Genomic DNA, 25,653 nt, shown 5'->3' with positions numbered 1-25,653 from the left:
TCTTGACCGCCGCATGGGCTATGTTACCCTCCCCGCGCACAGGGCACTCATGTTAGAAGGGTAGAGACCACCATGTCCATTGAACTGACTCGCAATTTCTCCATTATCGCTCACATCGACCACGGAAAGACCACCCTTTCCGACCGGCTGCTGGAAAAGACGAATACCATTTCCGAACGGGAGAAGCAGGATCAGCTTCTGGACGCCATGGACCTGGAGCGGGAAAAGGGCATCACCATCAAGTCCCACCCCGTTACCATTTTCTACAAGGCCGGGGACGGAAAGACTTACAAGCTCAATCTGCTGGATACGCCGGGCCATGTGGATTTCTCCTATGAAGTGTCCCGTTCCCTGGCGGCATGCGAAGGAGCCCTCCTTATTGTGGACGCAGCCCAGGGAGTGGAAGCCCAGACACTTGCCAACATGCACCTGGCCATGGATCTGAACCTGGCCATTATCCCCGTCATCAATAAGATTGACCTTCCCAGCGCCAACCTGCCCAAAGTGTACCGCCAGCTGGAGGACATCGTCTGCATCCCCCATGAGGAAGCCATCCATGCCTCCGCCAAGATGGGCATCGGCATTGACGATATTCTGGAAGCCGTTGTTCAGCGCATCCCTCCGCCTGAAACGGAACAGGACGGCCTTCTGCGCGCCCTGGTGTTCGATTCCGTTTACGACGCCTACCGCGGTGTAGTCTCCTATGTGCGCGTCATTTCCGGCAGCGTGCACCGCGGCATGAAAGTCAAACTTTTCGCAACGGACGAAGTGTATGAAGTGAAGGAAGTGGGTATCTTCACTCCCAAAATGACCCGAACGGATTCCCTGGAAGCCGGTGACGTAGGCTACATCATCGCCAACATGAAATCCGCGGCTGATGTCAAGATCGGGGACACGTATACGGATTACATGCGCCCCTGCCCATCCCCCCTGCCCGGTTTCAAGGAAATCCGCCCCATGGTCTTTTCCGGCATTTATCCGGTGGATTCCTCCGATTTTGAAGCCCTGAAAGCGGCCATGGCGAAGCTTCAGATTAATGACGCCGCTTTCTCCTTCCAGGCGGAATCTTCCGTAGCTCTGGGCTTCGGGTTCCGTTGCGGCTTCCTTGGCCTGCTCCATATGGAAATTATCCAAGAGCGTCTGCGCCGGGAATTCAACATGGATATCATCTCCACCTACCCCTCCGTGATTTATGAGGTCACCAAGACCAATGGAGAGGAAATCAATGTGGATAATCCCAGCCTGCTCCCGGAACCGCAGGAAATTCAGGAAATCCGGGAACCTATCGTCAAGGTGTTCATTATGCTTCCTGGGGAATACATCGGGGATATCATGCAACTTGTCCTGGAAAAACGCGGCAGCGTGGACAATACGGAGACCATTGACGACATGCGCGTAATGCTCACCTGCACCGTCCCTCTGGCGGAAATTCTGGTGGATTTCAACGACAAGCTCAAATCCATGACGCGCGGCTACGGCTCCATGGATTATGAATACGCCGGCTACCAGGCCGCCAAGCTCATTAAAATGGACATGCTCATCGCCGGGGAACCGGTGGATGCTTTCTCCATGATCGTTCACCAGGACAAGGCAGCCTCCCGCGGCAGGGAACTGGCGGAACGCCTGAAAAACGTCATTCCCCGCCAGCTCTTCACCGTCGCCATTCAGGCCTGCATTGGCGGAAAGATCATTGCCCGGGAAAGCATCTCCCCCATGCGCAAGGACGTGACGGCCAAATGCTACGGCGGGGACGTCACCCGCAAGCGCAAACTTCTGGAAAAGCAGAAGGAGGGCAAAAAGCGCATGAAGGCCATCGGAAAAATCAACATTCCGCAGGAAGCGTTCATCAAGGTGCTGAAAACGGGGGATTAACCCATTTTCTTCCCTCAAGGCATCCAAACGGGGTCTTCTGTTTCCTTCCCGGATTTATACATTTTTCCGTTTGAATATGGGCCATGAAACACCTCCTGCACTACTTCCCCAACCATCCCCGGGAGGAGGAATGCTACATCAGGCTGGCCGGCTACCGGGAAGAGGAGGAAATCGACGAGCTGATCTACCGGACTGTGGGCCGCATTCCGGGGTCCGAATTCCTGTTCAGGGGAAACCGGGGCAAACGGTACGAAAAGAAGCTGCGCACCAGCAGGGTGAGCCACATCAACGATCGCTACATGCACCCCCTGGATATCGCCATACGGGACCGGAAGCAGAAGGAACAGGAAGCCAGGAAATACTGAAACCGCCGCGGCCGTTGAACAATTCCCGGTTGCGCATTTTTCCCTGTTATGCTATCAGGTCAGTCATGAGTCTGCCCAGGCTGTCCATGCTCCTGTTTGCGTCCGCGGCTCTCTGTTCCTGCGTGGGAACCTCTCCGGAACAGGAAGAACCAAAGGTAAAAAAAAGCCTTTCGGAATACATGCAGGATAACAAGACCAATTCCATCGCCAATGTGCCGACGGGGCTGTTGAGCACTACTCCGAATCAGCAACAGGCCACCCATCTTACCGCCACCACACAGGAGGAAATGACCAGGGCAGACAGCGGGGCCGTCTATTACACGGACGCTCATGACCCGGACGCCCCCATCCCCGGGCTGGAAGAAGCTTTCGCCCAGCGTAAGGAAAACGAACGCTGGATCCAAAGCTATCCCACCGCCCTCCGGGAAGCCCAGAGTACCGGGAAACCCATTCTCATCTGGTTCCACCATTCCGTGGGCAGCCCTCCCAGCAAAAAGCTGGGGGCAGAACTTCTCCATACGAAGGAATTTGAAGACTGGGCGAAAAGGAATGTCGTCCGCGTCTGTTACGACCAGGCGGAAAAATTTGAAAGCGAACCTGTTTACAGGAAGCGCCAGAAGATGCTGGAGTATGTGAAAAAGGCTCCCTCCCTGTTTGGCGTGAGAGGAACGCCCGTGCTTCTGGTCATGTCTCCGGACGGCTCCAAAGTGGATACGTTGCGCGGTTATTATACCGGACAAAACGCCCTTTATTTTGACCAGATCAAGAACAGCGTCAAACTGGCGAAGCAGCAATATGAAGAGTTTAAAAAAACGCTGATTCCCAAAGGCTACCGGGTCTGGACAGGAGTCAACGGAAATACCGTCTTCGCCAAGCTTTCCCGTTATTCGGAAAAGACCCAGACTCTCTGGCTTCAGGAGCTGGACGGGCACCAGAGCAGAACATCCCTGAAAAGGCTCAGCCTTGAAGACAGAACATGGCTCCTGGAGCAGAAAGAATCCCATGAAAACAACGGCCGGAACAAGCGCTCCGGCCCACGTGGCGCCTGAACGGCTTTTCTCCTGCCGTCCGGCTGCGGAACGGCTTATTCATGGGCTTCCGCTCCATCCCCATTTTTGTATTGAAATATGAAACTGATGTTTTATTTTTCCTAAAACTCTCTTCCAGCGTTTTTTCTTTCGGGGATGTGGTCTTTTCCGGACCGGCAGGAATGCCCTTGCGGACAAATTCTGCCGCATCCCCCTCCAACCATTCGCCTGTTTAATTCATGATTTCAACAATGAACCGTCATGCCGCCACCGCCCTGATGCTTGCGGCCTGTTCCCTGTCCGCTTCCGCGGACCAGCCTCAAAAGCAGACGCCGGACCAGCGCCCCAACATCGTGGTCATTGTCACCGACGACCATTCCTACCAGACCCTGGGCACCTGTGAAAAGGATTCTCCCATGCCTTATCCGAACTTCCGCAAACTGGCGGACGAAGGCATGGTCTTTGACCGGAGCTACTGCGCCAACTCCCTGTGCGGACCTTCGCGGGCCTGTATTTACACTGGCCGCCATTCCCACATGAACGGGTACCTCTTCAACGAACATGCGGCTCCCTTTGACGGTTCCCAGCCCACTTTCCCGAAAATGCTCCAAAAGGCCGGTTACCAGACGGCTATTGTCGGCAAGTGGCACCTGGAAGCCATTCCGCCGGGCGCCAAGGGAGATACGTCCAAATATGAATCCGACCCCACCGGATTCGATTACTGGGAAATTTTCCCCGGCCAGGGCAACTATTTCAATCCGGATTTCATCACTCCCGGCAAGGACGGCAAACGCGTGGTGAAAACGGAGCCCGGCTATGCCACGGAACTGGTTACGCAAAAAAGCCTCAAATGGCTGGACCAGAGGGACAAGAACAAACCCTTCATGCTCGTCGTGGGCCACAAGGCACCCCACCGTTGCTGGTGCCCCTCCATTCAGAATCTGGGCCGCGCCAAACAGTATGCGGACGCCATTGACCCGCCCGCCAATCTGGAAGACGATTTTGCAGACCGCCCGGAATTCCTGAAAATGACGGAACAAACCCTGCTCAACCATTTCAACGTATGGTCTGACGAACACCTGATCAAGGAGGTGGTCCCCGAAGACATCCAGAAAATGCTTTCCTGCCCGGAATCCAAGACCCTGCATACTCAGTATGACTGGGAAATGCCGGAATGGGTGCGCATGGACCCGCAGCAGAAGGAAGCCTGGTACAACTACCACAAGGCCCGTACCGTACAGCTTGTCAAAGATATTAAAAACGGGAAAATCAAAACGCAGCGCGACATTTTGCTGCGCCGCTGGCGCCATTATATGGAAGACTATCTGGGCACCGTTCTTTCCGTGGACGAAAGCATCGGCCAGATCATGGACTATCTGAAACAAAACGGTCTGGACAGGAATACGCTGGTGCTCTACTGCGGAGACCAGGGATTCTACATGGGCGAACACGGCCTGTACGACAAACGCTGGATTTTCGAAGAATCCTTCCGCATGCCCCTCATCATGAGATGGCCGGGCCACATCAGGCCGGGCGTGCGCTCCTCCGCCATGGTGCAGGAACTGGATTATGCTCCCACTTTCTGCGACGTGGCCGGGGTAAATACCAAGGAAAATATGAATACCTTCCAGGGCCGCAGCCTCACTCCCCTGTTCAAGACCGGAGAACATCAGGATTTCAAAAACCGTTCTCTTTACTACGCCTTTTACGAAAATCCGGGTGAACACAACGCTCCGCGCCATGATGGCCTGCGCACGGACCGCTACACGCTGTCCTATATCTGGACCAGCGACGAATGGATGCTCTTTGACAACCAGAAGGACCCGGCCCAAATGCACAACGTCATCAACAAACCGGAATATGCGGAAACCGTGAAAGAACTCAAAGCCCTGTACGGCAAGCTCCGCAAAGACTACCAGGTACCGGAAGGCTTCCCCGGGGCCACCGGCAAACTGGCCGTCAAGCCGCAGTGGGACTGCGCTCCCTCCAGAGATTGACGCCGCCATTCACCGTTCCTCCCGAAACACGGTTGTCCGGAACACGCCATTGACGACGGAGGAACAGGGTTTAAATCCTCACACAAACAACCATTACCATACGCACCGCATGAAATCAATTTTGCTAGCCGCAGCGTTCCTGGGCTCCCTCTGCTGGGCCGGAACCAATCCCTACAACATTATTCCGGAGCCCGTCAACGTGACGACAACTTCCGGAACTACCAAAAACCTCAAAATCGTCCATGAGCAAAAAGTCGCCGGACTGGGCAATGAAGGGTATGCCATGAAACTAACGCCCGGCGGCGTGGAACTCCGTTATACCACGCCCAACGGGAAGGCCATGGCCATGGCGACCCTGTTCCAGCTCCAGGACCAGCTTTCGGATACTCCTGAGGGACTTCCCTGCGGCAGCATCCAGGATTCCCCCGACTTCGGCTGGCGCGGCATGATGGTTGACGTAGGCCGCTACCACTATCCCATGAAGGAGATCTACAATTTTGTGGACGCCATGCATTATTACAAATACAACGTCCTGCATCTCCATCTGACGGAAGACCAGGGCTGGCGTCTCCCCGTTCCGGGCTACGACAAGCTCCGCACCATCGGCGCCGTCCGCCCCTCCGCTCCGGAAAGCCAGAACAACTCCCTGCTGGCCAATGAAGGCATGTATACCAAGAAGGAGCTCCAGGACCTGGTAGCCTACTGCAAAGCGCGCGGCATCCAGGTACTGCCGGAAGTGGAAATGCCGGGTCATAACATGGCCCTGGCCGCGTCCTATCCCGAATTCTGCTGCAACACCAAACGGGCCCAGGTATGGACGCACGGCGGTGTTTCCTCCAAGCTGATTTGCCCGCAGAAACCGGCCACTAAAAAGTTTCTTAAGGATACCTTCAATACCGTCCAGCAGATATTCCCTTTCCCGTACATCCACATCGGAGGTGACGAATGCCCCATGGGGGACTGGAAGAAGTGCCCGGACTGCCAGGCCGCCCGAGCCAAAAAGGGCCAGGGGGATAATGTGGAAGCCCAGATGAGCGATTTCACGAAAAGCCTGACGGCCATGCTCGCCAAGCACCGGAAAAAGCCCATCCTGTGGTATGACATCAACAAGAGCTATTACCACAAGGGGGAAACCGTCATGTCCTGGCTGCCGGGAGAATTCCCGCGTTGCATTGATAAGACGAAGGAACAGGGCATCGACCTCATCGTCACCCCCCAGTTCAAGTATTATCTGGCGCGTACCCAGATGAAATTCCCGGCGGACGACGTGCGCGCCCGGCCCGGTGGAGCTCCCATCCTGCTGAAAGACTGCTACAACTTCGATCCCCGCAACGGACGGGACAAGAATGACGTCAAGCACATCAAGGGAATCAACCTCTGCATGTGGGCGGAATGGATTCCCTCCGGCGAATTGCTGATGTACATGACCTACCCCCGCGCCATGGCTGTTTCCGAAACCGCGTGGGGCAGCCACAAGAACCGTCCAAGCCTGGAAGAGTTTGAAAAGAAAATGGAAACCCACAAGAAACATTTCCAGAAGCGTTTCGGCTATACTCTGGAACGCACTGTGGAAAACAAACCCTACCGGGAAAAATTCATCACCCAAGAGGAAATCGAACGTATTAACGAGAATTATAAAAAGGGCCAGCAAAACGCGGACAAATAGCGTTTCCTTTTCTCCCGCCATCCTCTGATTTCTTCAAAGCCGGGGACGCGGACAACCGCGGATCCCCGGCTTTCTTTTCCCGCTTGACCGGGAAGCCCTCTTCCCTTCTAATCGTTCCGCCATGTTACACCTTTACGATACCCGCACCAGAACGGCCCAGGACATTTCTCCCATGGATGGAAAAACACTGCGCTTTTACTGTTGCGGCCCCACGGTGTACGGCCCTACCCACATCGGCAATTTCCGCACTTTCGTGATGCAGGACGTCTTCCGCCGCGTCCTGGAACTGGGGGGGGTGCCCACCACGCATATCCGCAATCTGACGGATGTGGACGACAAAACTATCCGGGATTCTCAAAAGGCTGGCGTTTCTCTGGCGGAATTCACCGCAGGCTGGGCGGATCTGTTCCACCGGGACTGTGCCGCCCTTAATTGCCTGCCTCCCCATGCGGAACCCTCCGCCGTGGGCCATATTCCCGAACAAATACGGATGGTTCAAACACTGGTGGAAAAGGGCCATGCCTATGTATCGGAAGACGGTTCCGTGTATTTCAGAATTTCTTCCTTCCCGGAATACGGAAGGCTTTCCCACCTGGACGAACGTGAACTGGATTTAGGAAAAACCGCCAATACCCGGTCCAACGCAGACGAATATGAAAAAGACTCCGTGGCAGACTTCGTGCTGTGGAAGAGCCGCAGGCCGGAAGACGGAAACAACTTCTGGCCCTCTCCCTGGGGAGAAGGCCGCCCCGGCTGGCACCTGGAATGCTCCGCCATGATCCATAAATACTTCGGCAATGACTTTGATCTCCACTCCGGCGGCGTGGATCTGGTATTCCCCCACCATGAAAACGAAGTGGCCCAGTCCCGCTGCGCCTGCGGCGGCGGCTTCGCGCGCCTGTGGTTCCACATCACGCACCTGCTGGTGGACGGAGGCAAGATGTCCAAATCCCTGGGCAACATGTACACGCTGGCGGATTTGGACAAACTGGGCCACAGGCCGTCCGCGGTCCGGTACGTGCTGGCGGGGGGCTATTACCGCCGTCCGTTGAATTTCACCCTTTCCTCTCTGGAAGACGCTAAAGCCGCGCTGAACCGCCTGTCCAAATTCGATATGCAGCTCAGGAACGCCTCCGGAACGGATTCCGTTCCCTCCTATGAGGAATTCTGCGCGGCATTCCCGGAATTGGGAATTTTCCAGCCGGCATGGGACAGCCTGAACGATGACCTAAACACTCCGGAAGCCCTGGGCCATGTTTTCAGCGCCATCAGGAAGGCGGATATCCCCTCCCTTTCACCGGAGGAGGCGGCCCGCCTGCGGAATGCCTTCCACTTTATTCTGGCCGCCTTCGGCATTATTCTGCCGGAGGAGGGACAGGAGGAAGCCCCGGAAGAAATCCGCACCCTGGCGGATCAGCGCTGGCAGGCCAAGCAGAACCGGGACTGGACGGAAGCCGACCGCCTGAGGGCGGAAGTGGCAGCGCTGGGCTGGGTCATTAAAGACCGCAAGGACGGATACGACCTGGCACGCAAATAAACAAATGGACGCCTTTTCCTCTATTCCCAATCATACGGGCTTCACGGCCAGGAACCTGTTCATGGACAGGCAGGAAATCCTGAGAGGCGGAGCCTTCGCCAAAATAGCCCCCGGCGGCGGCGGCCCCCTTTCCCCGCACCGCCATGCCCACGCTCATTTATTCATTGTCACCCGTGGAACGATTTCTGTCATGCTTGACGGAGAAGAAAGAACGGTTCACGAGTACGAATCCCAGCTCGTTCCCGGCGGCGTTCTCCATGCCGTCTGGAACAGGAATACGGAACCGGCGGAAATCCTGGGACTGACGCTGGAAACGCCTTCCTCCCCCACATCGTCAATTTAATGAGTTCCCGACAGCGCACCCTGGGCCATGCCGCCGCCCTCATGACCATTATCATCTGGGGAACCACTTTCGTCTCCACCAAGGTGCTCTTGCGGGATTTCACCCCCGTCACGGTTCTCTTTACCCGCTTTGTGATCGGATATGCCTTCCTCTGGTGCCTGAAACCGCGGGTTCTTCCATTCTCCGGCTGGAAAAAGGAGCTTCTGTTCGCCGGAGCGGGATTGACCGGGGTTACCCTGTACTTCCTGCTGGAAAACATCGCCCTGACCTATACCTTCGCCTCCAATGTGGGCATTATCGTAGCCGTGGTTCCTTTCTTCACAGCCCTTCTGGCCCATTTCCTGCTGAAGGGGGAAGGCTTTTCACGCCGTTTCTTCCTGGGTTTTTCCGCTGCCTTTACAGGTATCTTCCTTATCATGGCAAACGGAGCCTTCGTTCTGGAACTGAATCCGGCGGGGGATATCCTGGCACTGGGCGCGGCCTTCGTCTGGGCGGCGTATTCCATCCTGATGAAAAAAATCGGCGTCAACACATCCAACATGATCATCTGCACGCGCCGCATTTTCTTCTATGGCATTGCACTGATGATTCCCGCCCTGTGGGTCCTTCCTGCAAACATGGACTGGCGCCTGATGGCAAAACCCGTCAATGCCATCAATCTGCTGTATCTGGGTCTGTTCGCCTCCGCACTGTGCTTTCTGACCTGGAACCGCGTGGTGGAAATTCTGGGAGCCGTCAAATCCAGCGTTTACATTTACATGATACCGGTCGTAACCGTGGTGGCCTCAGCCATCATTCTGGGGGAACGCCTGACCTGGATATCCCTGGCGGGGATTCTGCTTACCCTGTGCGGCGTCACGATTTCAGAGTACAGAAAAAAAACACGGAAAAGCGGGAAGAAAAGGCTATCCTGAAAGAAAGCCGGTTTCTCCCGGGCCGGTTCCCTCTATTTTTCCCCTTGCATGGAAATGGGCGGAAACCCTTCCAGGCCATGTCAGGCTGATGATTTTCCGCAGCGGACAAATATTCATTTATTACTCCGCAGGAAAGATTGCCTCCGGATTAGATATCCGGTGACAACAAAATTTTTTGAAGAAAAACGAGTTTCACCACGGGAAAAGAGGAAAAATTTGGAAAGTGTTTAATACACAATAAAATTTTATTTTCATAAATCATTAGTAATGTGTGTATTTATCCATTCCCATTTTCCTATCCTCTGTCACCGGATATCTAATCCGCTAACATGGAGCTATGAAGAGTCTTCTTTTCATTTCAACATTTTTATTGTGTATTTCCGGAGTACAGGCGGCGTCCACTCTGTATGAAACCCAGTTTCATCAAACCAGCATTACTACTGGGAGCGATTTTCTGGAAGATGCTTCCGTCACTCTCACCACTCCTTCCACCGCCCTCTCCAACAATCTGGCAGCGGATCTTCTTGTTCCCAACCTCCAAATGAATGGAAATGAAACCGGTTGGACTGTCACTTTTTCCTTCACAGCTACGCAGGACATCGTCCTTTCTTCCCTCAGCCTAGGTTTTCAATTCGTCAATGCAAGCGGGGAGCGTCATAGCAATACGGATACTAAAGCGGGAACCGCTACCGTTACGCTGACTGCCGGAGATTCCTCCGCCACGGCTGACCTGAGCTTTGAGCGAGTCCAGGCTGATAAAGACGGCACGCCGACGGCCGATATCCAGGAAGCCAGCTTCAATACCCCGGTCACAGTTAGTGCGGGGGAAACCTTTACCCTCACCGTGAATGCCAAGGCTCCCAACACCGGAGGAACCTTCCTGGGGCTTTCCCAGTTGAATCTTCAGGGGGACACGGTACCGGAGCCGGCGACGGCCTCCCTCAGCCTGCTTGGCATGGCCGCCCTGCTTCTGCGCCGCCGGGTATAACCGGAAAAGCGTTGAAGTTCTGATTTTTTCCTCTGTCCGAACAGGGCTGTTCCCGGAAACAGCCCTGTTTTTTGTTGAGAAATCCTCTCAGCTTCCGGAAACGTTTCTTTCCGCCTCTTCTTGAATGCGGGCTTCCGTCTCTTCAATCTTTTCCGAAAGATCAGCCCATTGTGTAAAACAGGTTTCCAGCTGCCGGTCCGTCTGCTGAAAACGGGAGGTAAGCTCCATGACGGCTTCCGTATCAGCCGCCACTTCCGGACGCTCCAATTGAGAAGTAATTTCCGTCTTTTCCGTTTCCAGCCGCGCTATTTCTTCTTCCAGCAGCTCCAGTTTCTCCTGAAGCGGACGCAGCAGGCGCGTCTTCTTCTGACGGATTTCCGCCTCCATGCGCCTGCGTGCCCTGCGATCCAATCCGGCGCCCGGTTCCGCCGCTCCGGAGGGGGGTGAGGCGGCTGCGGCAGCCAGGGCCTGCTCCCTCTCCACCTTTTCCAAATAATCAGAAACATTGCCCAGGTAAACGCGCGGTTTCTCTCCCGGTACAAATTCCAGCACTTTCGTCACGATGGGATCCAAAAAACTGCGGTTGTGGGAAACGATGCAGTAGGAACCCGGATATTCGGACAGAGCCTTTTGAAGCACCTGCTGGGACTGGATGTCCAGATGATTGGTCGGTTCATCCAGAATCAGGAAATTGGCCGGATGCAAAAGCATGCACACCAGCGCCACGCGGGAGCGCTCGCCTCCGGAAAGCACGCCAACGCGCTTGTGTACGTCATCCCCCCGGAACAGGAAACAGCCAAGCAGATTCCGGACCATGGGCGCAGATTCCCGCGTGGCGGCAGCTTCCACGCATTCCAAAATCGTTTTATCCGGATCCAGATCATCAGCATGCGTCTGGGAGAAAAAAGCTACCTGCGTATGGCGTCCCATGGTCACGCTGCCGGAACTGGGGGCCTCTCCGCCGGAAATAAGGCGGGAAAATGTGGATTTCCCCGCCCCGTTTACTCCTACAATGGCAATGCGGTCCCCCTTGACGATTTCAAAATCCACATTCTCAAAAACGGAAACGGAACCATAATGTTTGGAAACCTTTTCCAGCCTGACCACAGAATGGGCGCCAGCGGGAGGAGCAGGAAAGTGAAAGTTCATGACGGCATCATCCTCTTCCACCTCAATCAGTTCCACTTTTTCCAACTGCTTGATGCGGGACTGAACCAGAGAAGCCTTGGTGGCTTTATAACGGAAACGGTCGATAAATTCCTTCGTTTTGGCAATCTCCCGGTCCTGAGCCTTTTTCTGGCGCAGCAGAATTTCCTTCCGCAGCACGCTTTCTTTCAGAAAATAGGAAAAATTGCCCGCGTACTCCTCCGCCCGGCCGTGGTAAAAAGCAATCGTACGGGAAACCAGGGCATCCAGAAGCGCCACATCATGGGAAATAAGGATGATAGCGCCCCGGTAGGAGCGCAGATATTGTTCCATCCACCGTTGGGACTGGATGTCCAAATGGTTGGTAGGTTCGTCCAGAAGCAGCACTTCAGGCTCCCGGAGCAGCAGTTTGGCTAATGCGATGCGCATTTGCCAGCCGCCGGAAAATTCTCCGCAATCCCGGTCAAAATCCCTGTCTTTGAATCCCAGGCCGCGCAGGATGGATTCCGTCCGGGGACGCAGCCGGGCGGAATTATGGGCATGCAGCACCAGTTCCAATTCCCCGATTTCATTGAGAACTTCAGAGTAGGCGGCGGAACGGGGATCCAGCCCCGCCATTTCCCGCGTCAGGACATCAATGCGCTCCTGAAGATCCATCAGGTCCGCAAAGGCGGACATGGCTTCATCAATCAGCCTGCGCCCTCGGATATGAATTCCTTCCTGGGGCAGATAACCCACCTGGGAATGCCTGGATTTGATAATGGAGCCGGAATCCGGTTCATTCAAACCGGCGATGCACTTCATCAGCGTGGATTTCCCCGCGCCGTTATGGCCCGCGAGGGCAATTCTTTCCCCATCCTCCACTGTAAAGGAAAGGTCATTGAACAGGACGCGCGCGCCATACTGCACACGCAGGTTTTGAACAGACAGAACCATGTACTGAAAAAGCAGAGAGAGGAAAACAGCGGAACGGGCGTCCCCGCGCCGCGCTCCGCCGAGTGAATGCCGGAATGAGGTTACTTACCAAGTGCCTTGTTCCACGCGGCAATGCGGTCGGCCTGTTCCGTAAACAGATCGTCCGCATTATCTTCAATCGTAATGCCGGAGATGGTATCTCCCTGCTTAATGGAATCCACCACGCTCTGACCTTCCGTCACCTTGCCGAAGACGGTGTGTTTGCCATTCAGCCAGTCGGTGGGCACATGGGTGATGAAGAATTGGGAACCGTTGGTGCCGGGGCCCGCGTTTGCCATGGAAAGCACGCCGGGGCCGTCATGCCTGAGGTCCGGGCGGCACTCGTCTTCAAACCTGTAGCCGGGCCCCCCCATGCCCGTGCCGGTGGGATCGCCGCCCTGAATCATGAAATCCGGGATCACACGGTGAAATTTGAGCCCGTCATAAAATCCCCTGGACGCCAGATTCAGAAAGGAAGCCGCCGTCACGGGCGTCTTGGAAGCAAACACCGTCAGCTTGATGTCGCCCTTGGAAGTATGGATGGTGATATTTTTGTCAGTTGCCATAGGTATATGTTAAACGCGCGGAAAGGCATGGTAAAGGCTTATTGCGTGCAGTCCCCGGGCCCCTCCGTCATTTCCCTCCAGCCACTCTTCCGCCTCTTTCCATGCCGGGAAAAAGACCGCCGCCGCGCCTACCTGTCATGATAGACCCTAATGACAGGAGGAACGGTTGATTTTCCACAAAGGAAGACCGAACTTGAATGGCATGAGCGAAGAACTGGTAGAAGAATTCATTACAGTTGAATCCATCTTTGTCCGCGGACGCAATTGTCTGGCGCTCAGGTCAAAATTTTCTCCACTGTTTACGGATTACTACCTTCACCTCATGCAGTACGGCCTGCGCAACGAAGAACTCTACGACAGCCTACTGAAAGAACTCATGGCCTATTTCACCCTTTACATGGTCGCACGGCCCTGGGCGGAGCAACATGCCTGGACAGTCAATCTCCGGACGCCTGCCGTCGCCAACCTGTTTGTCACCGGTTCTTCCCTGACGGAATCCGTCGTGGGGCGCGTCTTCACACAGGACATTAAGGAACCTGAAGAAAACACGCTGTATTCCACCCTGCTCCGCAAGGGGTTTGAACCGCAATACTCCGTCGTACCCATTCCGGGAACGTCTCCGGCCCGATGGGTGGAGGAATTCTACAGGCAAAGCGAACAGAGAAACGCCCGCTGCATTGAGCTCCCGGATGAATGCTACACCATGGTGACGGCCCAGCCTGACGCGGATGAAGAATGGCTTGCTTCCCTCACCCGGGAGAAAATGGCCCATCTGGAAGAAGATGAAAATACCCGAGTGCTGGAAACGCGCCGGTTCCGCTTTTACTGCGGCTGCACGCTGGACCGCATCCTGCCCACGCTCAAGACCCTTCAGGAAAACAAGGAAGACCTGTTCCAGGGAGAAGAGGAGCTGGAAGTCACGTGCCCCAGATGCGCCGCCATTTACCGTGTCACGAAAGAAAATCTGGAAGATTGAGACATACATGATTTCTTTCTGACAATTAGTCTTTTCGGCAACGAACTTCGTGCTTAAACTTTCCTTGTGCCGACTTGTCCGAAGTGTTTACATAATTTCCACCGCGGGGCGGAATCATTGTGCCCTCACTGCGGTTTTTCCCTGGAAAACCTGGACAAAAAATACGGCAAAGACGCCATACCCTACCGCCGCGTATGCGACAACGCCGGCGCTCTCCGACAACAGGACCGCATAAAGCTGAATGCCCTGCTGGAGAAACTGGAACGCCGCATCCCCCCCGTTCTCCTGTCCGTCTATTTCCCCAACATCCTGGAGCCCTTTTCCCTTATTCCGCACAGTTTCTGGACGATGAACCACCTGACGGTGGATGAGGCCGGCTTCCCCAACCATCAGGGACCGCTGGATCCCCAGTGGCTCCTGGTTCTGGTGCTGGACGTGCGCACGGACACGGCCTGCTTCATGTGGGGCTATGAACTGGACCCTTATGTAGAGCCGGACCTGATCAACAAATCCATCATGAAAGCCCGCATTCCCCTGCGGGAAAGCATGCTGCTCCAGGCTGCGGGGTCCATCATGAAAAACGCCGTCCAGCTCGTAGCCAGGAAAGCGCGCTCCAAAGTCAGGCATCCCATGCGCTACGGATTAACGCTTCCCACCCCCGAGGACCGGAAAGGAGGAGGCGCATGAACCCCTTTTTGTTCCCATGCCTGCTGGCGGCGTCCATTTTTCCGGCTCCCGCCCAGGAATTACCCGCCCTGAAATGGACCAACCGCGACCAGCAATCCCTGATGAGAGGCGCGTGGTGGAATGCCAACCCTCCCTTGCTGCCCCCTGTGGATGCGGCAGCGGCTCCCTCCGACCCCATGCCGGAACCCGCCGCCAATGCAAACTCCCCCGCAGTGGATCCCATTCCGGAGGACTTTACGGACGTCAATGAATATTTCCTGCCGGACTACATCCGCACCTCCACAGGCCTGATTGACCCCCAGAAGCTTCTTGCGGAAGTGGAAAGCAATGACGTCATCGAACTTATCAAGCTCATCAAATCCCGCTACAACGTCAACCTGTTCGTCAGCATCTTCGCGGCCGGGCAGAAAGTCCCCCCTTCCGTCAATGCTCCCACCATCGCCCGCCAGATATTCAGGAACAAGGAGCGCAACCTGCTGCTCCATTTCCACATGGGGGATATTAAAAGCGCCCAGATCGCACTGGATCCGGAGCTGAGCTCCCAGCTTGGGGATGCGGGACGGAGGGATCTCCTGTACCAGGTGAAGCAGGACGCCTCCCGATTCACCAATCCGCAGGACGAACTCATTGAGGCCATGATTTCCCTGGCCAGAAGAACGGAGGCGGACATGGCATCCGCCCCCAGGCCCACCCTTCCCGCACTGGAGCCTGACAACCCTGCCAGCATCCCGGAAGCCAACATCACCATCCAGGAACCGGAGGAAACGCAAGAATCCTCCCTCCATGCCATGATGAAAGCCTGGATGACCTTCTCCCTGGCCAATGTAGCCGGCATCATCCTGCACATCTCCGCACTGGCGGCCATAGTGGTGCTCTGGCTGGTCTGGAAAAACAAGAGAGTGGTGCATCTGCTGCCGTCAGAGCCGGACAAGCGCCTGGGCGCTCCCCACGGCGCCTCCCAGAGCCGCCCCGTGAACTACTGCATGCAGGACAGCCGCGGGCCGAACTCCATCGGACGCAGGCAAATGCGCCAGCACATGCGCGACGTCTCATGACAGAATCATCCCCACCCCCCGGAATCCGCGCCTCCCTGAATGAGGCGGGAGAACTGGTACTTACCGCGGTGAACGCTCCCCCGGAAGCCGTCATCCGAATAGACGTGAATGCGGACTCTCCCCGCATGCTCTGCACGCAGGGCCGCTATCTGGCTCCGGTGCAGGCCCCGCCCGGCGCGCGCATCCGCTTCCGCCTGTTCCGGGGAAAGCGCGGCATTACAGCCCCGGAAACCTTCATCATGCCCGGACCTCCTCCCGCCCGGGCCGTACCCTCCACGCTGATTCCCTGCACCCAGGACCGGGACTTCATGATTTACGACTGGGCGTCCCGGCATGAAGCCGCATGCCGCATCGTGCGCGAAACACACCCGGACCTCCTCTTCATCGGAGACTCCATCACGCATTTCTGGGGAGGTGCGCCCGTGGATGAACCGCACCGGGACATTTTGCAAAAATCCCCGGAAACATGGAACCTGTGCACGGCGGGAATGCGGGCGGTCAATCTGGGGTTTGGCTACGACCGGGTGGAAAACGCCCTGTGGCGGCTCCGCCACGGAGAACTAGACGGTGCGGAAGACAATGCCGTTTGCGTGGTGCTCCTGGGCACGAACAACCTTGCGGAAAACACGGACGGGGAAATCCTGGAAGGCATTCGTGCCGTCTGCCGGGAAATCACCGGCAAACTGGCAAAAGCCGTCATCATCCTCCAGGGATTTTACCCGCGCAACAGCGCCCGGGAAGGTACGGCGGAACGCATTGCCGGCATCAATCTCCTCCTGAATCGCCTGGCCGCGGAAGAAAATTTCATTTATACGGAACCGGGACGCGTCATGGCTAATAGCGACGGATACGTCCCGGAAGAGCTTTCCAGCGACGGACTGCACCCTTCTGCGGCCGGTTACGCACGCATCGCCGCCGTACTGGCCCCCGTCATCAGACAGGCGGCAGAACGGGAAAAATGACGCCGGCAAGAAACCGGACCCATCTTCCGGTGTTTTTCTTCATAGAACCCTCAGCGGAACCACAACCATGAACGAACAGGACGATACAAAACTCTGGCAGATTCTGGGACATGCCTCCCAACCTGCGCCGGGGGACGATTTTGCCCGCAAGGTCATGATGCGTATTGAAAGGGAAGAATGCGCTCCCGCCGTTCCGGTGGAATCCATTCATCACTTCAAGCGGCATTCCTTCCGCATTTGGGGAGCTGCTGCGGCGGCCCTGGTGGCTGCCGTCATCGGCATTGCAGCCCTGATGGAACCTTCTGCCCCGGAAACGGCTCCCCTTTCCATCGCTACCCTGAATATTGACGATGTGCTGGTGGAAGAAGCCGGGCTGGCTCTGGGGCAGGAAAACCTGGTAGACGCCCTCTGCGTACTGTCCTCCACGGAAACAGGCGTCATCTCCTCGGACAACATCCAGGACCTTCTTCTGTAACTCCGGGAACGGAAATACCATCCAATGCCCGTCCGGCGTCACAAGCCTCCGTGCCGGGCGTTTCCGTATTATTTTTCCCGACTGCCTTGAATCCGTATTTCAGAAACCCCACTTTTTCCGAAAACGGAAATGTAAAGAGTCTGTATCCCGGAGGGGCAACTCATCCGGCAGGAGGAACGGGGCTACCAGCCCCTGTAGGGTCTAGCTTAATTCATACACAAGCGTAGCGATACGTTCCAAACTATTAACATATATATGGCTGGTGCTGAATGGCATCCGCCATTTTTATTGGAGATAATCGGGGATTTTTCCTTCATCACGTCCGGGACGTGTTGTTGTTCTTTTTGGAATTCCTTATGTTCATTTGAGAGCTAAATGGTTAGTTCTCAAACAGGAAACGATCAGGAACATGAATAATTATATACCCCTGAACAAGGCGGTCGGCCCGAAGCTTATCTGCGACGGGGAGCAGGCTCTCATCCCGCAGAAACTCGGAGTTGACGCGATGGAGTTCAACTTTGACGGTTCGGCGTGCGAGCACGCCACTTGCGCCGGAGCGCCGGAAATGTTCATCAAGGTCGAGGAAGACGGCCTGTATTATTTCGGCGTGGAAGCCGACGACACAGGCAGCATCTCCATTGCCAACGAGAAACTTTGTGAGAAGGATGGAACGAAGCCCAACGGCAAGCTGAATCTGGCAACTGGTGCCAGATACCTGAAAGCGGGCTATTACAAGGTGGCTCTGTCGTGGACCAACAACGCCTACCCCCCCGTCAGCAACAACGCTGCCGCGTTCAACGTCACGATGGACAGGGAACCCATTCAGGCAGGGAAGTATGAAGGCAACTCGACGATGAAACGCGAATTCTCGCCGTCCCCCAAAATCAAATTGTGGACGATTGAAAAGGAATCCACCATCACCTGTGAAGAGTCCAGGAAAGTGGAGGTGACGCTCGAAGAACCTGCTCCTGTCGTTGAAGAAAGCGAAGGCATATGCGAAACGTATATCATTCCCCCCCAGATTTTTGTAACGGCTTGCAAGGATGAAGTGCTCGACGAGTGGAGACTGCGCGTGCAGCAAGTTTCCGCCGGTTCCAGGATTCTCTTGCGCACGGGAGGATACAGGGATGCCCTTAAAAATCCCCCTGTCACCGAAGAAGAAGCTATAGATGCTGTCAATGAAATGAACCGTTACCAGTCTCATAGACTCGGCGCATGGCATACTCAGGAGGCATCCCTCGCCCACGAGGAACACCACCGCCGAGAATTTAATGACGCCTTCCAATTCTACTGGGACAATTTGAGAATACAGGATACGCTTGAAATGAAGCATGAATCTTGTGAAAAAGTTCCGAAAATGGAAGAGTTTCTGGAAAATATGCAGCCATTCGTTACCGAGTTGAGGAATATGTATTCTGACGCTGTCTATAACTATGTCTTGGTATTGCCGGATGATGCCAATGATCGTCCCTACTGTGCCGGACAAAAAGTTCTGAACGAGGCGACCCGGAAGATTATTGCCCAGGCAAAGGCCAATGGATGGAGCAGGGTACCCGATGAAGTCACGGAACCGGGAACGATTGAACCGCCCTGTTTCCTTCCGCCCGTCAACGGCATGTATGCCCGCAGCGTGGCTGCTGCGGGGGAACAGGCTCCCTTGACCCTCTCCATTGCGGATACCTCCCGGTTCAGGGAGGGCAGAATCACAGTCCGCTTCCGCAACGAAGGAAACGAGCCTGTCCGGATTCCGGACGAAATCAACGACGAAACAGCCGATTATTTCTTCCTGACGGTGTTGAGGACGGAACGGGGGAACTTCCGCGTCCTGAACAGGAAAGTCGGGAAAATAACCTTCAATCGTTCCTTGAACTACCGGGAACTGGCCCCCGGCCAGGAATACAGCGTCACGATTCCGGTGTGTCTGGATGAAGTCGATCTGGAAGGCTGGAAACAATGTTCTTGTGAACTGGAAACGCGCTACTATAATCAGCAGGGTAAGGATTGTTTCCGGGGGATGCTCCGGGCGACGGCCAGGCTCGCGCTGCAATGAAAAAAATCTTCCGGTATTTAATACTTCTGGCAAACCTGTCCCTCCATGCTGCGGCGTGGGGGGACATGGCCGACAACGGAGTGGAATGTTCCGTGGTGATGGAAAAGACCCGGTTTGACACAAGAGAGACGTTCCCTGACTTCAAGCTGGTGTTCACGAACAAGGGCGAAAAGACCGTGCGCCTGTTCGACGACTTTTATCCCCTGAAGGATCATAGCCCTAATATCCACATCGAAATATGGCGAAAGGAAGGCGGGAAAAGAATTGGGTGTATAGGGAGCGTAATAAGCGATGGAAAGAAGCCTTTAGCTTGGTATAGTCCCCTGTATACAGTTGAACGTCTACCGTTTTCCATACGTTTCATTACGTTGCAGCCGGGAGAAAAGCATGAAGTTCCCATCCAGGAAGCTTATTTGTTGCTGACGTATTTAGAGCACCTTCGCAATAACAAGAGGTACGAGCTTGAAGTCAGATTCAAGGATGGATTTGCGAACTCCGGTGTTCGAAGGGAGTATGTAGGGAAAGCAGATTTTGAAACAGTGAGCCGGTCTCCCAAAGGAGCCTTGCCTTAATAGCTTTTCTGTTTTATTAAAAAGCTATGGTCTCCTACGCAAAGTTTCCCCAGAATTCCTCAAATCGCTTTCCAGGCATAAAGGCCCGGCTCCTGCGCTGGTGAAGAAAATAGCAATCCGGGCAGAGAAAATTTCCACTGCTGGCGGTTCCCTTTGACGTACACGCCCGTATCGTTTACAACGGGGCATATCCCATGCAGGACTTCCTTTCCACTGTTATTCTTCTGTTCATCGTCATCGACCCGGTGGGTCTGGCGCCCATGATCCAGGGAATGCTGAAAAAATACTCGCCCGCCCAGCAGAAGGCTATTCTGACACGGGAGCTTGTATTTGCGTTGAGCCTGCTGCTCCTTTTCTTCTTTTCCGGAAAATTCCTGCTGAACCTGCTGGGGCTGGAACCTTCCACCCTGAGCATTTCCGGAGGCATCCTGCTGTTTCTCGTAGCGCTGGGCATGGTCTTCCCCGCCAAGGATATGCTTTCTTCTTCCGGACGAGCGGACGGAAAAGACGAACCCTTCATTGTTCCCATCGCCATGCCCCTGATGGCCGGCCCCTCTTCCCTGTCCATCATTATGCTGCACGCCTCCCAGACTCCGGACAGCATTTCCCAGATGACCTATGCCGGGGCCATCGTGACCGCCTGGTTCCTCTCCGGAATGGTGCTTTTCATCGCCCAGAAGTTCCTGCGTCTGCTGGGAGAAAAAGGGACAATCGCCTTGGAACGGATGATGGGCATGGTGCTCATCATGATTTCCGTCCAGATGTTTATGAACGGCCTCGCCGGCTACGGCGTCAAATAGAAAGACGGTTCCGACCATGCTTTGGCTTCTGCACGGCAATCTGGGTTCTCCGGCGGATTGGAAACCCGTCATGGATTTTCTTCGTGCCGGAGGAGTGGAGGCTCGCGCCCTGAACCTCTGGAGGTATCTGGAATGCTGCCCCAAAAGCCTGAAGGATATGGGGCGCGTGCTTTGTTCCGAAATAGCCTCCCAGGATCGTCATCCCCTCATCTGCGGCTATTCCCTGGGGGGCAGGTTGGCCATGCAGGCCGTTTTGGCCCATCCCCCTCTCTGGAAAGGAGCCATATTCGTCAGCGCCAATCCCGGCCTGGAACATGAAGAGGAACGGGCGGCGCGGCGGGCGAAGGATGCGGAATGGGCCGTCCAATGCCTTTCCGCATCTTGGGAAAATTTTTTGAAGGAATGGGATGCCCAGGGCGTATTTGAAGGCAGTCCGCCGCCTCCGGACCGTTCTTCCCTGAAACCGTGGCGCAAATCCATCTCCCGCGCCTTTATTGACTGGTCCGCGGGCGCACAGGAAAACCTGGCCCCGCTTTTGAAGCAATCCCCTGTTCCCCAGCTGTGGATTGCCGGACAGCGCGATGCCAGATTCAGCGCCCTGGCGCGGCGCATGGCAGGAGGGCAAGCCGTCATCATCCCTCATGCCGGCCACCGGCTTCCCCTGGAAACGCCGGAAAGGCTGGCGGAATGCCTGCAACCATTTATTCTGCAAAACCTATGAACGATCCTGAAATACCAGATGCGGAAGATTTGAGAAAACTGGTGGAGGAAATCGCGCAGACCCATATCCCTTTCGGCATGTACGGTCCTGCCAAATACCCGCCCAAGGGATGTCCGCTGATGGACGTCCCCCAGGAATATCTGGCCTGGTTCCAGGCCAAAGGGTTCCCGAAAGGGAAACTGGGCCGTCTGATGGAACAGTGCCTGCTGCTGAAAGGGAACGGGCTGGACTCTCTTTTTGACCCCTTCCGGAAAGCCAACGGCGGGCGGACGAAGAAAAACGCCCGCCGCCGCGTGTGGGATTTTGAAAATGAATGACCTTCCTCTCCGGCAAATCAGGAAGGAGGAACCATCTTCACTTCCAGGCTTGCGCCCCCTTCTTCCTTAACAGCCAGCACGTAAAAAATCCCGTCCTCTTTCTTCCCACGCGTGACCACAATGGTCAGACTGCCGCGGGACAGCCTGACGCCGTCCGCCGGAACGGAAGAGATCCCCAGTTCCGCCAGGAGTTCAAGCGCTTGAATGCCGTCCCTCACACGGATGGTTTTCCCGTCGTCTGCTATCTGCTTCTTTACTTCCTGCCAGGCGGCGGCAAGCTGGCGGGGTTCCCGCTGCCGCATCTCCGCCGGAGACAAGGACGGCAGAACCATGCACAGCACGGCGGACAGGATAATCAACGGTTTCTTCATGACAGGGAGGCGGAGGGAAGCTGCTTGTCTAATGCGTTCTGGAAATTTTCCAGGGCCTGCATGGCATGGCCTGATTCTTTCCGGTCAATGTAAAGCGTCAGGCCGCAATAAGGGCACCTGATGGAGCCGGACAGCAAGTCCGGAATGGTCGTGGGGAAATACACCCCGCATTTGGGGCAGTCAAGGCCCGGAGTGCGCTGGTAGGAATAAGTTGTTTTCTGGTCCATATCGTTTTTTTCAATTAATCATTCTTTTCCCGGGAAGGGACATCCTCATAATGCGGCCTGGAAGCCAGCTGGAGAAATTGGGACAGGCCGGAAGGCATGTCAGCCTGCTGCATGGAGACATGGATTTTCATGTTCGCCTGCAGGGAGGAAGAAGCCCCTCTCCCGGACTGCGGAGCCAGGGAAGCCCGAAAATTCAGCCCTTCATCCCGCTCTTTTCCGCCGGGGGACTCCACCTCTCCCCTGTTCAGGGAAAAATGTTCATTCGGCGCGGCGGCTACGGCGTCAATGATATTGATGTCAAAATCAAAATCCGCCTGTTTGATTTGCAGCAGCGGCAGCGTCACCAGGCTGACGAGCGGCACGCTGACCTTCTTTTCCGCGCCGCCGGAAGCGTCGCTGTCCGTAAAATTGAAGCTGATCAACCTCAACGCCCCGGTGGAACCGTCCACAGGATTGTAGGACTCAAAGGCCAGGGACATGAAATGCTTCATGTAGCGTTCCGTGGACATCGCATCCGCGTCAATCGTTGCGACCAGCGGCGCTGAAATCAGCTGCTGCAGGCTCATAATGTGCCCGTTCACCTTGTTATTATTTGTAGAATCACTCATCATCTATCACTATTGCGCGGACAACCCGGAAACATCATTCTGCTCCGCCAGAACGGAGGGAATGGAAGCAGGGGATATATTCAGGCGCAGGGTCTGCACGGCTTCCTCCGGCATCTTTTTCAGCTTGTCCGCCTCTACTTCCACATCCACCACCACACTGCTTTCCTGCCTGGTGAGGACGTACTTTTCCGCCAGAGCGGCCAAGAAAGAGGAAAGGCCTTCCCGGAGATTGGCGCGGCATTCCTGCCTGAGGGGGTCTCCCCGGGTTCCCTGGAACAGGTCCTCCAGCTCCGGATTATCCATGAACTCCCTTTCCGCGACGCCTGCCAGAAGCTCCAGCAGCAATCCCCTGTCCAGCCCGGGTTCCGCCTTCAGGAGCGCGCCCTCATGAGCGGAAACGGCTGCGGAAATTTTCTTCCCCAGGTAGGAGCAGAAATTCTTTTTCCACTGTTCCTCCCTGGCCAGCAGGCTTGAGAAGTCGCTTCTCGCTTCGTCGTCCGGAAGGCTGGAATGCACCACGGCCATCACAATGGAACGGATGGCAAACGCCGGCACGCGCTCTTCCAGTTCCTGCCGGAACAGGCTCCACTGCTCCGTGTCCGCAACCTGTTTCTCCTCCACCCCGGAAGTTCCCGTCACCGCATATTTCAAATCGAATTCCAGGGAGCCTATCTGGGCGCTGGGAAGCGGGAAACCGCACGCACGGCCTCTCTTCCCATACTGGCGCGCCAGTGATGCCGCGTGGCAGTTTGCCGCATGCTGCGCTTCAATAATGTCCTTCAGCAGGGATTCCACGATGAGATTAAGACGGGACATGGCTCTGGAATGGAGGAGAAATCGCTATGGTTCGGTTATCAGGCGCCTACAGCCACCTTCCTCTTGAGTTCTCCAGCGCTCACCGTGCAGTTTCTGGCGTCTTCCCTGGAAAGTGTGTATTCCTTGCCGGAATCCGTTTTCACAATCCTGGCTTCATTCCCCGCACCGTTTTCAAATATTTCCGTCGCTTCGCCTATCCGCAGGGTGATGGCTTCCGGGTCAAACAGCCCCTCCCTGTTTTTGTAGGAGGTTATCAATTTCACGGTTCCGTCGTCCTGGATGGCATGCTGCACGTCCAGGAACCCTTCCGGAGAAACGACGGAAATGCTATTGTTCAGCATCTCCAGCACCTTGGCCATCCCGGCAGGCATACTGTCCTGTCCGGCATGGACGGCTACGTCCATGGTGTATTCCACGCTGTATTTGGAATCCCTGGTCGCAGAGGAGTCCTTTTTGCTGGAATAGCTGGCATTCATGCTGCCGCGCGCCCAAAAGCACCTTGCAGAGGCGGAAACGCTGGTGTCTACGGAACTGGAGGAATTTTCCGTCTCCGTACTGGCGGCGGACGCGCTGATATTCGCCTTGAAATTGATGTCGATGGAGTTAATGGCGATATAGGGAATGGGGACGATGGTCAGAAGGGGAACCGTAATCTGAGCCATGCGGCCGTCCTTGATGAACTGGAAGGAAACGTTCACCGTCTTCTTCTCTTCCCCATCCGCGTACAGGCCCACGTTCTGGATGAATTCCCAGGAAGTCCGGGCCGCCTGGGCCTGTGCTTCCACACAGGCGACCAGGGGACCGCCGATGATGTTGCCGAAAGGCAGCGACTGCAGGGAGGAAGTCGCCGCTTCTGCTGCTGATCTGTCAATTGCCATATATTTAATTTCTATTTCTGGTTTAGATTCATTGATATGCCGCCTTCCGGCGACGTCGTGAATGATGCGGCCATTCCGTTTCTGCTTCCATCCCGCCTTTCCGGCCGTTCCATTTCGCTTTCCCGGAACGCCGCAGGAGCCCGTGCGGCAGGCCGGAACTTATTTGGAAAACGACAGCATGTTCAAACTGCCCAGCACTTTTTTCTTCATGAATTTGCTGATGGGAATGGCAACGACGCCCACCTGGAGGAAGTTGCCCGCAATGGATTCTATATGCAGCTTGTTAACCAGGTAGGAACGGTGCACGCGGATAAAATATTCCCCATCCAGATGCTCGGATACCCGCGCCAGCGGAGCGGATACCAGGATAGCCGGCATGCCGTGCACGTGCAGCGTGCAATAACTTCCGCCCGCCTCCACATACAGGATATTCTTCATCAGGATGCGCTGGAATCCGTCATTCATTTTCACGAATACCATGGGATTCCTGGATAGGGAAATCCTTGCGTTTTTCCCTGCCGGCGGGAAAAGGGCTTCATCCTTCATTTCCATGATTTCCAGCTTATCCCCCTCTTCCAACGGCTCCGGCACCGGAGCATAGCAGACCCTATCTTTTTTAGTGACTTTAATAAATTGAACGGTCATTCAAAAATCATAACAAAAACTTTAAATCATCAATAAATCTCTCAATGAATAACAAAAATGACCTTCTGAAACCAAAATCCACTCTTTCGGATGGGAAGAGGGAACCATGCCGTTCCA

At 55.3% G+C, this 25,653-nt stretch carries 27 protein-coding genes; 19 read left to right on the top strand and 8 right to left on the bottom strand.

What is annotated here, in order from left to right; genetic code table 11:
- Nucleotides 1-72 precede the first annotated feature (72 nt).
- The 9 genes from lepA (at nucleotide 73) to AMUC_RS05510 (ending at nucleotide 10,710) form a co-directional block, all read left to right on the top strand.
- Nucleotides 73-1,872, top strand: a complete 1,800-nt coding sequence (gene lepA, locus AMUC_RS05550; protein ID WP_012420077.1) for a translation elongation factor 4 — start codon at nucleotides 73-75, stop codon at nucleotides 1,870-1,872.
- Nucleotides 1,873-1,955: 83 nt separating this feature from the next.
- A complete protein-coding gene (locus tag AMUC_RS12570) occupies nucleotides 1,956-2,237 on the top strand; it encodes a hypothetical protein (RefSeq protein WP_012420076.1) in 282 nt (93 codons plus the stop codon).
- Between the two features lie 65 nt (nucleotides 2,238-2,302).
- Entirely contained in the window at nucleotides 2,303-3,286 is a 984-nt protein-coding gene (locus tag AMUC_RS05540; RefSeq protein ID WP_012420075.1) for a thioredoxin fold domain-containing protein, read from the top strand.
- A gap of 218 nt (nucleotides 3,287-3,504) precedes the next feature.
- Nucleotides 3,505-5,262, top strand: a complete 1,758-nt coding sequence (locus AMUC_RS05535; RefSeq protein ID WP_233420575.1) for a sulfatase family protein — start codon at nucleotides 3,505-3,507, stop codon at nucleotides 5,260-5,262.
- Between the two features lie 109 nt (nucleotides 5,263-5,371).
- Entirely contained in the window at nucleotides 5,372-6,928 is a 1,557-nt protein-coding gene (locus tag AMUC_RS11965) for a beta-N-acetylhexosaminidase (protein WP_012420073.1), read from the top strand.
- A 121-nt stretch (nucleotides 6,929-7,049) separates the two neighbouring features.
- Nucleotides 7,050-8,465 carry a cysteine--tRNA ligase gene (gene cysS / locus AMUC_RS05525; protein WP_012420072.1) on the top strand — a complete coding sequence of 472 codons (1,416 nt, stop codon included), beginning with the start codon at nucleotides 7,050-7,052 and terminating at the stop codon, nucleotides 8,463-8,465.
- A gap of 4 nt (nucleotides 8,466-8,469) precedes the next feature.
- A complete protein-coding gene (locus AMUC_RS05520; RefSeq protein ID WP_012420071.1) occupies nucleotides 8,470-8,808 on the top strand; it encodes a cupin domain-containing protein in 339 nt (112 codons plus the stop codon).
- Nucleotides 8,808-9,722 (top strand): DMT family transporter, encoded by a 915-nt coding sequence (locus AMUC_RS05515; RefSeq protein ID WP_012420070.1) that lies wholly within the window; start codon nucleotides 8,808-8,810, stop codon nucleotides 9,720-9,722. The genes AMUC_RS05520 and AMUC_RS05515 overlap by 1 nt, the downstream gene beginning before the upstream one ends.
- 337 nt (nucleotides 9,723-10,059) lie before the next feature.
- A complete protein-coding gene (locus AMUC_RS05510) occupies nucleotides 10,060-10,710 on the top strand; it encodes a PEP-CTERM sorting domain-containing protein (protein WP_012420069.1) in 651 nt (216 codons plus the stop codon).
- Between the two features lie 87 nt (nucleotides 10,711-10,797).
- On the opposite strand, the gene AMUC_RS05505 is transcribed toward AMUC_RS05510, so the two are convergent.
- Both AMUC_RS05505 and AMUC_RS05500 read right to left on the bottom strand, forming a co-directional pair.
- The gene (locus tag AMUC_RS05505) at nucleotides 10,798-12,792 is read right to left on the bottom strand and encodes an ABC-F family ATP-binding cassette domain-containing protein (RefSeq protein WP_012420068.1); all 1,995 of its coding nucleotides are present in this window, start codon (nucleotides 12,790-12,792) and stop codon (nucleotides 10,798-10,800) included.
- An 80-nt stretch (nucleotides 12,793-12,872) separates the two neighbouring features.
- Entirely contained in the window at nucleotides 12,873-13,376 is a 504-nt protein-coding gene (locus tag AMUC_RS05500) for a peptidylprolyl isomerase (RefSeq protein ID WP_012420067.1), read from the bottom strand.
- Between the two features lie 202 nt (nucleotides 13,377-13,578).
- On the opposite strand from AMUC_RS05500, the gene AMUC_RS05495 reads away from it, so the two are divergent.
- From AMUC_RS05495 to AMUC_RS05450, 10 genes are all read left to right on the top strand, one after another.
- Nucleotides 13,579-14,352 carry an Hsp33 family molecular chaperone HslO gene (locus AMUC_RS05495; RefSeq protein ID WP_012420066.1) on the top strand — a complete coding sequence of 258 codons (774 nt, stop codon included), beginning with the start codon at nucleotides 13,579-13,581 and terminating at the stop codon, nucleotides 14,350-14,352.
- 66 nt (nucleotides 14,353-14,418) lie between these two features.
- Nucleotides 14,419-15,039: a hypothetical protein gene (locus tag AMUC_RS05490; RefSeq protein ID WP_012420065.1), complete on the top strand. Its 621-nt coding sequence runs from the start codon at nucleotides 14,419-14,421 to the stop codon at nucleotides 15,037-15,039.
- Nucleotides 15,036-16,094, top strand: coding sequence for a hypothetical protein (locus AMUC_RS05485; RefSeq protein WP_012420064.1), 1,059 nt, complete (start codon nucleotides 15,036-15,038; stop codon nucleotides 16,092-16,094). The genes AMUC_RS05490 and AMUC_RS05485 overlap by 4 nt, the downstream gene beginning before the upstream one ends.
- The gene (locus AMUC_RS05480; RefSeq protein WP_012420063.1) at nucleotides 16,091-17,056 is read left to right on the top strand and encodes a GDSL-type esterase/lipase family protein; all 966 of its coding nucleotides are present in this window, start codon (nucleotides 16,091-16,093) and stop codon (nucleotides 17,054-17,056) included. Before AMUC_RS05485 ends, AMUC_RS05480 begins: the two co-directional genes overlap by 4 nt.
- Nucleotides 17,057-17,123: 67 nt before the next feature.
- Nucleotides 17,124-17,531, top strand: coding sequence for a hypothetical protein (locus AMUC_RS05475; RefSeq protein WP_012420062.1), 408 nt, complete (start codon nucleotides 17,124-17,126; stop codon nucleotides 17,529-17,531).
- A 409-nt stretch (nucleotides 17,532-17,940) separates the two neighbouring features.
- On the top strand, nucleotides 17,941-19,581 hold the full coding sequence (locus AMUC_RS05470; RefSeq protein ID WP_012420061.1) for a PA14 domain-containing protein: 1,641 nt from the start codon (nucleotides 17,941-17,943) through the stop codon (nucleotides 19,579-19,581).
- Complete coding sequence (locus AMUC_RS05465) at nucleotides 19,578-20,153, top strand: hypothetical protein (RefSeq protein ID WP_012420060.1); 576 nt, start codon at nucleotides 19,578-19,580, stop codon at nucleotides 20,151-20,153. The genes AMUC_RS05470 and AMUC_RS05465 overlap by 4 nt, the downstream gene beginning before the upstream one ends.
- A 194-nt stretch (nucleotides 20,154-20,347) precedes the next feature.
- Nucleotides 20,348-20,953: a MarC family protein gene (locus tag AMUC_RS05460; protein ID WP_012420059.1), complete on the top strand. Its 606-nt coding sequence runs from the start codon at nucleotides 20,348-20,350 to the stop codon at nucleotides 20,951-20,953.
- A 16-nt stretch (nucleotides 20,954-20,969) separates the two neighbouring features.
- Entirely contained in the window at nucleotides 20,970-21,674 is a 705-nt protein-coding gene (locus AMUC_RS05455) for an alpha/beta fold hydrolase (RefSeq protein WP_012420058.1), read from the top strand.
- The gene (locus AMUC_RS05450) at nucleotides 21,671-21,991 is read left to right on the top strand and encodes a DUF3820 family protein (RefSeq protein ID WP_012420057.1); all 321 of its coding nucleotides are present in this window, start codon (nucleotides 21,671-21,673) and stop codon (nucleotides 21,989-21,991) included. Before AMUC_RS05455 ends, AMUC_RS05450 begins: the two co-directional genes overlap by 4 nt.
- Nucleotides 21,992-22,008: 17 nt before the next feature.
- On the opposite strand, the gene AMUC_RS05445 is transcribed toward AMUC_RS05450, so the two are convergent.
- The 6 genes from AMUC_RS05445 to AMUC_RS05420 all read right to left on the bottom strand — a co-directional run bounded on the left by AMUC_RS05445 (nucleotide 22,009) and on the right by AMUC_RS05420 (nucleotide 25,536).
- Nucleotides 22,009-22,362, bottom strand: a complete 354-nt coding sequence (locus AMUC_RS05445; protein ID WP_012420056.1) for a hypothetical protein — start codon at nucleotides 22,360-22,362, stop codon at nucleotides 22,009-22,011.
- Nucleotides 22,359-22,589: a CpXC domain-containing protein gene (locus tag AMUC_RS05440; protein WP_012420055.1), complete on the bottom strand. Its 231-nt coding sequence runs from the start codon at nucleotides 22,587-22,589 to the stop codon at nucleotides 22,359-22,361. The genes AMUC_RS05445 and AMUC_RS05440 overlap by 4 nt, the downstream gene beginning before the upstream one ends.
- A 14-nt stretch (nucleotides 22,590-22,603) precedes the next feature.
- A complete protein-coding gene (locus AMUC_RS05435; RefSeq protein ID WP_042448886.1) occupies nucleotides 22,604-23,197 on the bottom strand; it encodes a DUF2589 domain-containing protein in 594 nt (197 codons plus the stop codon).
- Between the two features lie 9 nt (nucleotides 23,198-23,206).
- A complete protein-coding gene (locus AMUC_RS05430; RefSeq protein WP_012420053.1) occupies nucleotides 23,207-24,013 on the bottom strand; it encodes a hypothetical protein in 807 nt (268 codons plus the stop codon).
- A 38-nt stretch (nucleotides 24,014-24,051) separates the two neighbouring features.
- The gene (locus AMUC_RS05425) at nucleotides 24,052-24,891 is read right to left on the bottom strand and encodes a DUF2589 domain-containing protein (RefSeq protein WP_012420052.1); all 840 of its coding nucleotides are present in this window, start codon (nucleotides 24,889-24,891) and stop codon (nucleotides 24,052-24,054) included.
- Nucleotides 24,892-25,050: 159 nt separating this feature from the next.
- A complete protein-coding gene (locus AMUC_RS05420) occupies nucleotides 25,051-25,536 on the bottom strand; it encodes a LytR/AlgR family response regulator transcription factor (RefSeq protein ID WP_012420051.1) in 486 nt (161 codons plus the stop codon).
- Between the last annotated feature and the right edge of the window lie 117 nt (nucleotides 25,537-25,653).

This window comes from Akkermansia muciniphila ATCC BAA-835 (assembly GCF_000020225.1).
GTDB classification, from domain to species: Bacteria; Verrucomicrobiota; Verrucomicrobiia; order Verrucomicrobiales; family Akkermansiaceae; genus Akkermansia; species Akkermansia muciniphila.
This window is presented reverse-complemented; position numbering and strand designations above follow the sequence as displayed.